Source organism: Bartonella heixiaziensis (assembly GCF_046245125.2).
GTDB classification, from domain to species: domain Bacteria; phylum Pseudomonadota; class Alphaproteobacteria; order Rhizobiales; family Rhizobiaceae; genus Bartonella; species Bartonella heixiaziensis.
Genome location: NZ_CP176404.1, coordinates 335,559 through 348,094, shown reverse-complemented (window position 1 = coordinate 348,094; position 12,536 = coordinate 335,559). Strand labels below are relative to the sequence as shown.

Genomic DNA, 12,536 nt, shown 5'->3' with positions numbered 1-12,536 from the left:
AGCCAAAATAGATATTTTTTTAATATAGCGCATTACATTCAATGCTAAAGAAAAAAATAGCGCTTTATCTCTCAATAATCGATAATAAAATAAATTAAACGAAAGAATGCTTCACTCGTGCTCACAGACATTCGGAGATATTATGAGCAACAAAGTACAAAAAGACAATGACTTCATGCAAATGCATAAACCTTTCACTCTCTTCGCAAAATGGCTTGAAGAAGCAACTGCGAGCGAAATAAATGATCCTAACGCTATGGCATTAGCAACGGTCGATGAAACGGGCTTGCCTAATGTTCGTATGGTTCTTCTTAAAGACTACAGCCCCCAAGGATTCGTCTTCTACACCAATTATGAAAGTTGTAAAGGACAAGAAATTTTAAAATCAATGAAAGTATCCTTATGTTTTCATTGGAAGTCGCTTCGCCGTCAGGTCAGAATTAGAGGAATTGTTGAAAAAGTTAGCATTGAGGAAGCAGATGCGTATTTTCAATCGCGACCACGGGGCAGTCGAATTGGTGCATGGGCATCCAAACAATCTCAGCCATTAGAAAACCGTTTTGCCCTTGAAAAAGCAATTGCCAAATATACTGCTCATTATGCAGTAGGGAATATACCACGCCCATCTTATTGGTCTGGTTTTCGTGTTAAACCCCTTTCTATCGAATTCTGGCGCGATCGCCCGTTTCGTTTACATGACCGTCTACTCTTTATACGCGATTCTATTGAAGATATCGATTGGCAAAAACAACAACTTTATCCCTAATCCTTCAGATTTTAAAGAGCATGAAGTCTTTGTTTGTGTATAAGGGTTCAACAGCTATTTGCAAAATTAAGAATAGATTATTGATTTCAATTTAAATCTGAGAATCGCATTTTCACTATAAAACTTAGCTGAGAACGATCTTTTACTCCTTTACTGTTTGAAAAGAGTTTACAGTTAAAAGCCTACCCAAGTGAAACGCTATTTTAGTAGAAACCCCGTAAGGTGATCAGGGCTGTGTTTGAACGGAGCTTAAAAAGTAAGTTGATCTTGCATACATATTCTGAAATAAGAAAAAATAAGCAATTTGAATTAAGATAAGAATCGTTGATTCAGATGTTACAATTAAAATCTGTTTTTAGTTTATTTCTCAAAAATGGTAATTGCACATCGGAAGATGCTCTAAGGCTAAAATAAAAAATTTTAAAATCAATGATCACATCCTTAGACCTCATTCCTTTCACTCTCAGCATTCCATAATATAATGATTTTATTTTTTAAGGTGTTGTTGTTAAACTGTAGGATAAAGTATCATCCATATACCACTGCATACCAAACCAGCAAAAATTATAAACCCTATAAACGAATTAGATTTAAAAAGCTTTAGGCATTGTGAACTGTTATCTATATCAATAACTTTAATTTGAACAAACATATGAATGCTTGCCACAAAAAGCCCAAAAAAACTAAGAATGGGGACTTGTGCCAAATAAAATGCTAAGCTGACGAGCACCAAAAAACCACTATACAAAAATACCAGAGCACGTTTGGTGCCTTTACCAAAGAGAAGTGCCGTCGAAAGTACGCCAACCGTAGCATCATCCTCCTTATCTTGATGCGCGTAAATTGTATCATACCCTATCGTCCACAAGATTGATCCCACATAAAGTAAGATAGGTGCCCAACCCAAACTTCCACACACAACTGCCCACCCCATTAACGCCCCCCAATTAAATGCAACACCTAAAAAAAATTGCGGCCAATATGTTACGCGTTTCATAAAAGGGTAAAGTGCAACCGCTACCAATGACGAGATACCTAGAAAAAAACTAAATCTATTAAATTGTGATAAAACGGCTAAACCAACCAAACATTGCACGAATATAAAAACTTTTGCCTGAAATCGACTTACATGGCCTGTTGGCAATGGGCGAGAACGTGTTCTTTCTACCTGAGAATCAATTTTATGGTCAATAAGATCGTTCCACGTACACCCTGCACCCCGCATGGCTATAGAACCCAGAAAAAAAAGAAAGAGATACCAAAACCAATGAAAGAGCATTGATAAAAGAGAATATCGATGCATCTCATAAGAAAGAAAAGCCATTGTTGTTGACCAGAAACAGGGCCACATCAATAATTGCCATCCGATAGGTCGATCCCAACGTGCCAATTGAGCATAAAACCACAACGAAGGGGGGAGAAAATGATAGACCCACTGTTTGGAGGATGCATCCATAACCCGTCCCTGACTCTCACAGGATTGAACATGTGTAATATTTTTACTTTTTTTCATCGAATGGTTTCACCTTTAGACTTGCGATAGAAGCATTTCACTCTTATGACAAGAAAACTAATTTAATCATCTTCTGTGATTGGAGCAAACAATGAATATTCTTCTTATCGGCTCAGGCGGACGAGAACATGCTTTAGCATGGAAAATAGCAGCATCGCCACTGCTAAAAAAATTATATTGCGCTCCTGGAAATCCTGCAACAATAGAATTCGGTGAAAATGTTGATTTGAACATTGATAATCACCCTCTCGTCATTGATTTTTGCAAAACACATTCTATTGATCTTGTCATTGTTGGCCCAGAAGCACCATTGGTTGCAGGTATAACAGACTCCCTTAACACTGCTAATATTTGTGTATTTGGCCCCACTCAAAAAGCTGCTCAGCTAGAAGGTTCAAAATCATTTACAAAAGATTTATGCTGTAAGAATAACATTCCTACAGGAACTTACCAATGCTTTAATGACGCTTCAAAAGCTAAAGCCTACATTCGTCAACAAAGTGTTCCTATTGTTATTAAAGCTGATGGCTTAGCTGCTGGTAAAGGTGTTGTTGTTGCAATGACAATGGAAGAAGCATTTAATGCAGTTGATGCTTGTTTCAAAAGTGCCTTTGGCAATGCAGGAGAAAAAATTGTTATAGAATCCTTTCTTGACGGTGAAGAAGCAAGCTTCTTCTGTCTTTGTGATGGTAAAATCGCCATTCCCTTTGGATCTGCTCAAGATCATAAACGCGTTGGTGATGGTGATACAGGAGCGAATACCGGCGGCATGGGCGCTTATTCACCAGCTCCCATCATGACCCAAGAAATGGTTAATCGTACTCTCAAAGAAATTGTTGAACCAACTTTACGCCACATGAACAAAACGGGCGCTCCCTTTAAAGGTATTCTCTTCGTCGGATTGATGATAACGCAAAGGGGACCGGAATTAGTTGAATTTAATGTACGTTTCGGTGATCCAGAATGTCAGGTTTTAATGATGCGCTTAAAAGACGATATTCTTCCGCTTCTTCTTGCTGCAGCTCAAGGAAATCTTGAAAACAAACCCCTTCAGTGGTCTGAAAAAACTGCCTTAACTGTTGTTATGGCTGCTAACGGTTACCCAGACTCTCCCCAAAAAGGCACTGTTATTCGTAATGTTGACAAGGTGAACGCTCTTTCTGATGTGAAAGTTTTTCACGCCGGTACAGCATTACGCAATGGAGAACTCATTGCCAATGGTGGACGCGTTTTAAATATAACAGCAATAGGAGAAACCATTACAAAAGCGCAAAAACGCGCCTATGAAGCTGTTGATTATATTGATTGGCCAGAAGGCTTTGTTCGCCGCGATATTGGTTGGCGAGCCATTGCACGAGAAAGCTAAATTCTTTGAAGATTCTTTTTCATGATTTGATAACTTCACTTGATAGAATGATGATAAGTTTGCTAACGGTTCTGTATTGCTTACACTGTTGAAAAAATATTGAATTTTCCTTTGAACAATAAAGCATTACAAAGTTGAGATATTCATACAATCAAAAAAAGAAATTTTCCTAAGTATACAATTATGATCACAACCACTTAATCATCATCTCTTGCCATGTTTGTTTAAGATCCATTTGCTCATTGTTTTTTACAAAAAACCCTTCGCTTATTAAGCTTGAACAAACCCCCTGTATTATCATTGCCTTTGCATAGACAAAGCTATGAAATCTTTTTTGCTTAAAACATCCCTACCAATGTTTTAAGTACGCCACAAAACAAAAACCTACATTCGTCAATAAAGTATTCCCGTTGTTCTTAAAGGCTATAACTTAGCTTCCAGAAAAACATTGATGTTGTACAATAAATGAAAACAGCATTTAACACCGTTGATACCTACTGCTACAAACATATGTCTCAAACAAAGCTCTCCTTTATAGTCAATAAAAATGCAGAATATCGCAAGAATAAATACATCTAGCGACATAATAGAAAAAAATGAATGCGTATCAACACTACTGTAGTGCAATACGATTCGCGATCATTAAACGTAACCCCAAGGGTTTGCTATAATGGAGTGAAAAGCGTTTTTGTTTAGAATGCAGTGTTGGACCAAAAAACTGACGTAAATCAAAGCGATCTTTAACAACCATAATGCTATTATCTTCATTTATCATAAGCATAGGGAGGTCATAAGTATCCGCCCATAATCGCCAATCCAGAAGAACATTGTTCAAATCTCTAGAGACTAAAAGTGGAATACATGCCTCTTCATCTCTATGAAACAACTCTAATGCAACTGCTCTTTCTCCTGAATGCGTTTTTACTGTACGTGCTGCAATTCCTCTGAAATGGTAAGCCGGTATTAAACGAGATAAGTTTGAGGGAGAATCAATTTTAAAAAAAACCCCACGCTCACTCAACGAACAAATTATTTTATTGCCCGTTTTCAATGAAAAATATGTCGTTGTTTGTGGCAAATGGCACGGATCTAACCGAAATTCAAGCCCCGCTTTCGCCTGATTAAAGCATTGATTAGCCATATTTAAAGTGTCCCAATTTATTTTAATAACACACACCCTCTAACAGCTTTTCCCCACCGGATTATTAAAAGATTGAATAAAAAACAACTGATTTCTTTTTTGGTTATTGAATTCTAAACAAAAACACATGACAAAGTTTATCACTCTTGAATTATAATATTTTTCCAGGATTCATAATCCCTAAAGGGTCAAGTATTTCCTTAATCTTCTGCATAATGTCCAATGCAACAGGTGATTTGAAAGCACGAAGTTCCTCACGTTTAAGCTGACCAATTCCATGTTCAGCAGAAAATGTACCTTGATAATGCATTACTAGACTATGAATCCGATGATTCATTTGTGGCCATAACTGCAAAAATGCAGCAGTATCAGCTCCTACAGGCTGCGTAATATTGTAGTGAAGGTTTCCATCCCCTAGGTGGCCAAAACAAACCACCCGCGCACTTGGAGCAATCTCTTCAACAATGAGAGCCGCCTCATCGATAAAATCAGGAATAGATGCAATAGGCACCGCAATATCATGCTTGATAGTCCCTCCTGCTAACTTTTGTGCATAGGATATACTTTCACGCAATTGCCAAAAAAAATCTTGCTGCTTTAACGATTGCGCAATAATCGCATCGTCTATCACAGTATCATTTAAAGCTTTTTCCAAAATAATACTAAGCACTGATAATGCTTCACCATCACCCAGCAATGATGAAATATTAATCAATACATACCATTCATGCTCATGTTCAAAAGGGGATCTCTCGCACATATTATAGCTTAAAGACATTTGTAAACTAAGTTTTGACATAAGCTCAAAACCAGTCAACATTCCCCCTCCCTGAGATTGAGCAAGAGATAAAAACTCTAGCGCCTTAGCTGGGCTACGCAATCCCACAAAAGCAACAGCTATTTCTTTTGGTTTCGGAAAAAGCTTTAAAACTGCGGCAGTTATAATTCCTAAAGTGCCCTCCGCACCAATGAAAAGATTTTTTAAATCATAGCCGCTATTGTCTTTCTTCACAAAACGCAAATCATCTAAAATATGTCCATCAGGCAAAACAACTTCTAAACCAAGACAAAGCTCACGCATATTGCCATAAGCTATAACAGCTGTCCCTCCAGCGTTAGATGAAAGGTTTCCCCCTATCTGACAGGAGCCTTCAGAACCCAAAGAAAGAGGAAAAAGGCGACCTGATTCATCGGCTTTTTTCTGTAAATCCTGTAAAATAACACCAGCTTCCACCACAGCAAAATTACCCTCAAGATTGATAGATCTAATCTTGTTCAATCGTTCCATCGATAAAAGAATACTACACACATTTTCATCTGGTTGTTGACCGCCCACAAGACCTGTATTTCCACCCTGCGGCACAATTGGTGTGTGCGTTTGGCTAGCTAATTGCATAATTGATGAAACCTCTGCGCAAGAAGATGGCCGTAAAAGCAACGGTGTTTTTCCATGAAACCGTCCACGCTCTTCAACTAAATACGGTGCAATTAATGCCTGATCTGTTATAGCGTGCGCAGAACCAACAATTTTTCTAAAGCGCTCAATTAAATCCTGCTCCATCTTTATTCCTCCTTTGGAGCCGCAGCACGTATTAAACGATCATTAATAGCCTCACCCAATCCGTATGATGGAATAGATTCTACAGCGATACATTTCACTTTGAGTGAATCCAATTGTTTCATATATTCAAATAAATGCGCTGCTGCTTCTTCCAACTTCCCTCTTTCGCTAAGATTTAAAACAGTAACAGCATTTTCAACACCTGTAATGCGTTTAGGTCCAAATGCTAAAAGTGCTTCACCACTTTCTACCTTTTGTACATTTAAACGAACCACAGCATTGGGTGCATAATGCGACTTTAACATACCTGGTGCTTCAATCGCTGTCCAATGATCTCGCCGTTTTAGTGGTTTCCCTGCTACTTCTTCAATTTCTTCAGCAGCAACCCCCCCAGAACGTAAAAGATAAATACTTTCATCACAAACTTTAATAATCGTTGATTCAAGTCCTATCTTAGAAGGTCCCCCGTCAAGGATTAAAGGAACAGATGCTCCTAACGATGCAAAAACAGCTTCAGCTGAAGTAGGGCTAAGACGTCCTGATTGATTCGCACTCGGAGCAGCTAAGGGGCGACCAAAACATCGTACAACTTCCGCGAAACCGTTCTCTGGAAAACGGACGGCTAATGTATCAAGACCAGAAGTCGCTAAAGGATGGATGTTATGATGTGCCTTTAAAGGTAAAACTAATGTCAAAGGACCTGGCCAAAACACTTCCATTAATCGACGTGAGAGAGAATCGATTTTTACAGAGTGTTCAGCCATAATGATACTACTCACATGGACAATAAGAGGATTAAAATGTGGTCGCTTTTTTGCAGAAAAAATAGAAGCTACTGCCTTCCCATTGGTTGCATCACCAGCCAATCCGTAGACAGTTTCTGTTGGCAATGCTACTAATCTGCCCTGTTCCAAAAGTGCAACGGCCTCTTTTATCGAAGCGCTGTTGAGAGGCAAAATCGTCATGAGATATCATTCCTATAGTGCCCTTTGAGTGGTGCAAAACTATAACGATGTAATCCCATAACCGGCCCATGTTTATCAAGAGCAGCACGGTGCGCTAGCGTTGCATACCCTACATGCTTTTCTAAACCATAACCTTTATAAATTTGCCCAGCACATTCCATCATACGATCACGTGTTACTTTGGCAATAATGGATGCTGCTGCAATGGAAAAAGAACGCTGATCACCTTTAATCAAAGCAGTTGCCGGACATGGTAACTGAAAAGGAATATCGCGTCCATCAATGAGTGCATAATGAGCTGGAATAGCTAGTCCAGTAATACAACGACGCATTGCTTCTAAAGTTGCTTTTCTAATATCAGACTGATCAATCGTACGGGCACAAAGACTAGAAATCGAGACTGCTAACACACTTTGTAAAATTTCATCATAAAGTTCATTGCGTCGTTTAACAGAAAGCTTTTTTGAATCATTCAGTCCATCCGGAATATGATCTTTATCCAAAATGACTGCTGCAGTTACGACAGGTCCAGCAAGAGGACCACGTCCCACTTCATCAACGCCGGCTACATTAAAAAAACCCTGTTTCTGCAAATCTAATTCGCACAAAAAGTTTGGCTTCAGCGATAAATTAAACATGTTTGATAAGCTGTATAAAATGAGACATACTCTATTTTTGCACCACCTCTCGTTTTCTGCAAGCCCTACAGAAAAAATAGCCCATCCAATATACTCCTCGCCTCATACAAATGCAAAAAAGAAGAAAATAAATTTATGAAATAGCTAATGGACACCCAACTCCTTACTACTTCTTACAGCCTCTATGTGAACTTGAAAAACAATTTCCATAAATTATCCAGCTGTTGCATGCAACGTCATCGTTACGAAGCAAACCCTTATTTATATCATCTACTTTAAAGCGTTCCTAAAGTTATGATAGGTTTAACAAACCACTTTGGATGCATTGATTTAATAAAAATGGCCGCCTTTTGAGCTGCTTGCTGATCTTTAAAAATACCAAAGCAAGTCGCACCAGTTCCAGACATGCGAGAAAAAAGAGCTCCACTCTCATCTAATGCAGATAAAACTTCAGATAATTGAGGTGCAATTTTTAATGCAGGAGCAAACAGGTCGTTACGCGTTTCTTGTAAAGCTTCAACCAATGAATAAACCGTCTTTAGAACCGCTGGATCAATTTTCAAAGAAGGATGTTCGCGCTTCTCTAAAGCTTTAAAAATAGCTTCCGTTGCAATGTGTTGCCCATGATTAACCAATACCATTGCGAGAGAACAGGCTTCCTTGAGCCGTATTATATCTTGCCCAATTCCTTTAACAAAAAGCGGCTGTTGATATTCCAATGCAAATAGGCACATTGGCACATCAGCGCCGAGCTCTAAACTCATTTTTGCTAATTCTTCACAAGAACAATAAAGGTTCCATTGCTGACGCAATATAGTCAGAACAGCAGCAGCATCACCCGAACCGCCACCAATCCCTGAAGCAACCGGCAACATTTTAATAAGTCGAAAAAAAGCAGGTTTAGCATACTCCGGAAATGTCTTACGCATAAAGTGATGTGCGCGAACAACTAAATTGTCTGTATCAGAAACAAGCCCTTCAGCAAAAGGACCTGTTAAAACAAAGCGATCACTCTCAAAGGGCGCATAGCTTAAAAAATCACCGCTGAGACTAAAATAGACCAAACTTTCTATTAAATGATAATCATCAGCGCGCCGCCCCACCACATGCAAAGCTAAATTCAATTTAATGGGTGTAAATAGATAAGATAGATAAGAATGCCCTCTGAACGAAGCTTTTACATTCGATATCATCCGACGCAATATTCACCAGTTCGAGGATCTTTCATTAATGTGCCTCTACGTGTTTTTGTTTCAGCGCAAAAAACATGCTGCCATATCATATGCAATCGCTTCCTAAACAAATAGTAAATACAAAGAATGACAACACAAATCAAACGCAATGCAATCATTCGTATTATTTCAAGCCTTTTTTATCTACAAGCATTTTTAGGCAGAATTATTGAGGATACCAGCATATATCAAATCATAATTTCATCACAAACCATAACGCTGCCAGAGTACCCGCTCCTGTGCTACCATCCATGCACTATCAACCGCTGTATAAACGGCGTGAGCTGTAACGCCTGAAGGAGTTTTAGGCCCTAAAAAACTTTTCGGAGGAGAAATTAATCGCAGCTTAGTATCCTCACCAAATCGCTCTTTAATAACAGAGCGTATATCATTCAGTCCATCAATTAGTCCTAGTTCAACACCTTTCTTTCCGCTCCAAAACAGTCCTGTAAAAATATTTTGATCATCTGATAACTTTGACGCACGCCGTTCTTTCACCAAATCGATAAAAGTTTGATGAACTTCACCTTGCAAAGATTTCAAATGTTCGATATCCGCCTTCTTTTCTGGTTGAAATGGATCCAATGTAACCTTATTTTTTCCCGCAGTATAAACACGCCGCTCAACACCAATTTTCTTCAAAAGTTCGGGAAAACCAAAGGAAGCTGAAACAACTCCAATAGAACCAACAATTGAAGAAGGATCAGCAAAAATTTCATCTCCAGCACAAGCAATCATATAGCCGCCCGATGCTGCTACATCTTCAATAAATACGAGCACTTTTTTATTTTTTTCCTCTGCTAAATCACGAATACGTTTGAAAATAAGACGTGACTGCACAGGAGAGCCACCTGGAGAATTGATAATAAGAGCAACAGCCGGCGCTTTTTTATAAGCAAAAGCCTTATCTAAAAGGTTGGCACACTTACCTAATGAAAGTGACCGCGCCATCAGTGAAGTTGAATCCAAAATCGCTCCATGAAGGCGCACAACAGGAATTTCAAGTTTACTAGAACAAAAACGATGGGGAACAAGTTTCTTGATAACGTCAATCAAAGTAGAATTTCCTTATGAATTAAATAAGCAAGAACAACAGAAGGGAAGAACGTAATAATATCCAAAAACGCCAATTAACCCCCACATTACAAACAAGAATAAAATTTCACACAAAGTTTAAAGTCTCCCTAAAAAACGAAACTCTGTTTTTAATTTAAGCAATAAACTGGAAAACACAAGATATCATTTTAAAAGTTCCCACAAACTTATACATCCATTATTGATTGCATCAATCCGCGGTGCAAAAGCGTGCCCGTCTCCTTCATGCATAACCAACGGCGGTAAAACCGATAAAGCTGCTCGACTTCCTCGTTTTGCATAAAATAAAAGGCGAATTGCGGCTGTTGCAGCGCGTGCGTGGAGAGGAATTATACAGATATTCCCAAAGCGCCCTTCTAAAGCACGCAAGATATCAGTCAACGATTGCGGACGCGCAATTAGCCCCAAATATCCACTGGGTTTAACAATTGCTGCCGCACTCCGCAACCAATTCTCAAACATCGCTTCTGGCATGACATGTGCCTCAGATTTCTGCTCATCAGGTGTTTTGCGATCCGCAGGGCTGTTAAAAGGTGGATTCATAATCGCAAAATCAAAAGCATTATTCACCAAACCTGCCTCTAAGCGCGCCTTCCCTTTAAGGGTAATATCGGCTTCTAACAAGCAAATGCGATCAGCAAGTTTCTCATTTTGTTTGAGCATAAGTGTTTTTTGAGCATAAGATGTCATAAAAGCCGAACGCTCAACCAATGTAACTTGAACCTCTAAACAACGCGAGGCGACAGCGAATCCTGCAGCACCAGCACCAGCACCTAAGTCAACAACCTTACCCTTAAAATTATTGGGAACTAAACTAGCTAACAACATAGCATCCATGCCAGAACGGTGACCACGTAAACGTGGCTGAACCAAATAAAATCTCCCACGATGAAACGCATCTATTGTTTCATCACCATGATTCGTAGTTTTATTCATTTGCAAGCCCAATATTTATCCTCATAACCTGCACCGTTACCTGTAAATCATTGCCTAAACGCAGCTGCTTCGAATTTCTCCCATAATTTCATAACCAATGATATTGACCCAAGCCTAAAAAAATATTCCTTGCAAATATCATTCAGGAGTTATGCTTTAAAGCGGTATCAAAGCTTGAGTCAAAGTAAAACCCCCTTTATGCTATGTGCAAAAATAAAATTCACATATGTCCACTGCAATACTCTAGGAGTAAATACATTGCGTGCTGCCACAAAACCAGATCAGACAAAAAATAATCCAATTTCTCTCCAATCCCTTGTCAATCTTACTAAAGACGATATGGAGAGCGTAAATCAACTCATTCTCTCTATGGCAAAATCAGAGGTTGAAATGATTCCTGAAATTTCTAACCATCTTATTTCGTCAGGTGGAAAAAGATTGCGCCCAATGATCACATTGGCTTCCACTCGTATGTTTGGTTATCAAAATGATAGGCATATAAAACTCGCAACAGCAGTTGAATTTATGCATACTGCAACCTTGTTGCATGATGATGTGATTGACGAAAGTAATTTACGACGTGGCAAATCTACTGCACGAATGATTTGGGGAAACCAAGCAAGCATACTTGTTGGTGACTTTCTGTTGGGACAAGCTTTTAAAATGATGGTCGATGTTGGTTCTATAGAAGCGCTCTCTGTTTTAGCAAACGCTGCAGCAATTATTGCTGAAGGAGAAGTTATGCAACTTTCTGCCGCAAAAAATATAGAAACAAGCACTTCAGATTATCTAAAAATTATTCACGCAAAAACGGCTGCACTTTTTTCAGCTGCCGCTGAAGTTGGGCCAATTATCGCCGGATGCGAACATGAAGAACGTTTTGCATTACGCGAATATGGAACATTGCTAGGGTTAGCTTTCCAATTAATTGATGATGCACTTGACTATGGTGGTACTGCTAAACATATGGGAAAAAATACAGGTGATGATTTTCGAGAAGGCAAGATTACAATGCCCGTTATCCTTGCATATGCTCGGAGCAATACGATAGAAAAAGAATTCTGGAAACAGGCTCTTGAAAACGGTAATAGCACTGATGAGGCTTTTTCATACGCGCAACATTTAATAGAAAAATATGATAGCCTCACAGATACAATAGAGCAAGCGCGCACCTATGGGAAACGTGCAATCGATGCTCTTGCTGCAATGAATGAAAGCCCCGCTCTCAACGCTTTGATGGAAACTGTCGACTTTTGTATTGCTCGCGTAAACTGATTCTTTGCAAGAATCAAAATATTATTCAACAAAGTCATCGGATATGAT

General features: G+C 39.0%; 11 protein-coding genes. 3 read left to right on the top strand and 8 right to left on the bottom strand.

What is annotated here, in order from left to right; translation table 11 throughout:
- The first annotated feature begins 142 nt into the window (after positions 1-142).
- On the top strand, positions 143-766 hold the full coding sequence (gene pdxH, locus ACKC4Y_RS01510) for a pyridoxamine 5'-phosphate oxidase (protein ID WP_409361654.1): 624 nt from the start codon (positions 143-145) through the stop codon (positions 764-766).
- A gap of 508 nt (positions 767-1,274) precedes the next feature.
- Here pdxH and ubiA read toward each other — a convergent pair.
- Positions 1,275-2,279, bottom strand: coding sequence for a 4-hydroxybenzoate octaprenyltransferase (gene ubiA / locus ACKC4Y_RS01505; protein ID WP_409361653.1), 1,005 nt, complete (start codon positions 2,277-2,279; stop codon positions 1,275-1,277).
- Between the two features lie 91 nt (positions 2,280-2,370).
- On the opposite strand from ubiA, the gene purD reads away from it, so the two are divergent.
- Complete coding sequence (gene purD, locus ACKC4Y_RS01500; RefSeq protein ID WP_409361652.1) at positions 2,371-3,645, top strand: phosphoribosylamine--glycine ligase; 1,275 nt, start codon at positions 2,371-2,373, stop codon at positions 3,643-3,645.
- Positions 3,646-4,258: 613 nt separating this feature from the next.
- On the opposite strand, the gene ACKC4Y_RS01495 is transcribed toward purD, so the two are convergent.
- The 7 genes from ACKC4Y_RS01495 to ACKC4Y_RS01465 all read right to left on the bottom strand — a co-directional run bounded on the left by ACKC4Y_RS01495 (position 4,259) and on the right by ACKC4Y_RS01465 (position 11,213).
- Positions 4,259-4,786: a DUF6101 family protein gene (locus tag ACKC4Y_RS01495; protein ID WP_409361651.1), complete on the bottom strand. Its 528-nt coding sequence runs from the start codon at positions 4,784-4,786 to the stop codon at positions 4,259-4,261.
- A 151-nt stretch (positions 4,787-4,937) separates the two neighbouring features.
- A complete protein-coding gene (locus ACKC4Y_RS01490) occupies positions 4,938-6,347 on the bottom strand; it encodes an FAD-binding oxidoreductase (RefSeq protein WP_409361650.1) in 1,410 nt (469 codons plus the stop codon).
- Between the two features lie 2 nt (positions 6,348-6,349).
- Positions 6,350-7,312, bottom strand: a complete 963-nt coding sequence (locus tag ACKC4Y_RS01485) for an L-threonylcarbamoyladenylate synthase (RefSeq protein WP_409361649.1) — start codon at positions 7,310-7,312, stop codon at positions 6,350-6,352.
- A complete protein-coding gene (locus ACKC4Y_RS01480; RefSeq protein ID WP_409361648.1) occupies positions 7,309-7,950 on the bottom strand; it encodes a ribonuclease HII in 642 nt (213 codons plus the stop codon). Before ACKC4Y_RS01480 ends, ACKC4Y_RS01485 begins: the two co-directional genes overlap by 4 nt.
- Before the next feature lie 275 nt (positions 7,951-8,225).
- The gene (locus ACKC4Y_RS01475; RefSeq protein WP_409361647.1) at positions 8,226-9,143 is read right to left on the bottom strand and encodes a 4-(cytidine 5'-diphospho)-2-C-methyl-D-erythritol kinase; all 918 of its coding nucleotides are present in this window, start codon (positions 9,141-9,143) and stop codon (positions 8,226-8,228) included.
- A gap of 243 nt (positions 9,144-9,386) precedes the next feature.
- Positions 9,387-10,238, bottom strand: a complete 852-nt coding sequence (locus tag ACKC4Y_RS01470) for a S49 family peptidase (RefSeq protein ID WP_409361646.1) — start codon at positions 10,236-10,238, stop codon at positions 9,387-9,389.
- Positions 10,239-10,421: 183 nt separating this feature from the next.
- Positions 10,422-11,213 carry a tRNA1(Val) (adenine(37)-N6)-methyltransferase gene (locus ACKC4Y_RS01465; RefSeq protein ID WP_409361645.1) on the bottom strand — a complete coding sequence of 264 codons (792 nt, stop codon included), beginning with the start codon at positions 11,211-11,213 and terminating at the stop codon, positions 10,422-10,424.
- Positions 11,214-11,411: 198 nt separating this feature from the next.
- On the opposite strand from ACKC4Y_RS01465, the gene ACKC4Y_RS01460 reads away from it, so the two are divergent.
- On the top strand, positions 11,412-12,488 hold the full coding sequence (locus ACKC4Y_RS01460) for a polyprenyl synthetase family protein (RefSeq protein WP_409362122.1): 1,077 nt from the start codon (positions 11,412-11,414) through the stop codon (positions 12,486-12,488).
- Positions 12,489-12,536 lie beyond the last annotated feature (48 nt).

What these genes read in the sequence shown, in the direction of transcription:
- ACKC4Y_RS01475 (WP_409361647.1), bottom strand. Translation starts at nt 9,143, where the DNA reads ATGATATCGAATGTAAAAGCTTCGTTCAGAGGGCATTCTTATCTATCT.
- ACKC4Y_RS01495 (WP_409361651.1), bottom strand. Translation starts at nt 4,786, where the DNA reads ATGGCTAATCAATGCTTTAATCAGGCGAAAGCGGGGCTTGAATTTCGG.
- purD (WP_409361652.1), top strand. Translation starts at nt 2,371, where the DNA reads ATGAATATTCTTCTTATCGGCTCAGGCGGACGAGAACATGCTTTAGCA.
- ACKC4Y_RS01485 (WP_409361649.1), bottom strand. Translation starts at nt 7,312, where the DNA reads ATGACGATTTTGCCTCTCAACAGCGCTTCGATAAAAGAGGCCGTTGCA.
- ubiA (WP_409361653.1), bottom strand. Translation starts at nt 2,279, where the DNA reads ATGAAAAAAAGTAAAAATATTACACATGTTCAATCCTGTGAGAGTCAG.
- ACKC4Y_RS01480 (WP_409361648.1), bottom strand. Translation starts at nt 7,950, where the DNA reads ATGTTTAATTTATCGCTGAAGCCAAACTTTTTGTGCGAATTAGATTTG.
- pdxH (WP_409361654.1), top strand. Translation starts at nt 143, where the DNA reads ATGAGCAACAAAGTACAAAAAGACAATGACTTCATGCAAATGCATAAA.
- ACKC4Y_RS01490 (WP_409361650.1), bottom strand. Translation starts at nt 6,347, where the DNA reads ATGGAGCAGGATTTAATTGAGCGCTTTAGAAAAATTGTTGGTTCTGCG.
- ACKC4Y_RS01460 (WP_409362122.1), top strand. Translation starts at nt 11,412, where the DNA reads ATGCTATGTGCAAAAATAAAATTCACATATGTCCACTGCAATACTCTA.
- ACKC4Y_RS01465 (WP_409361645.1), bottom strand. Translation starts at nt 11,213, where the DNA reads ATGAATAAAACTACGAATCATGGTGATGAAACAATAGATGCGTTTCAT.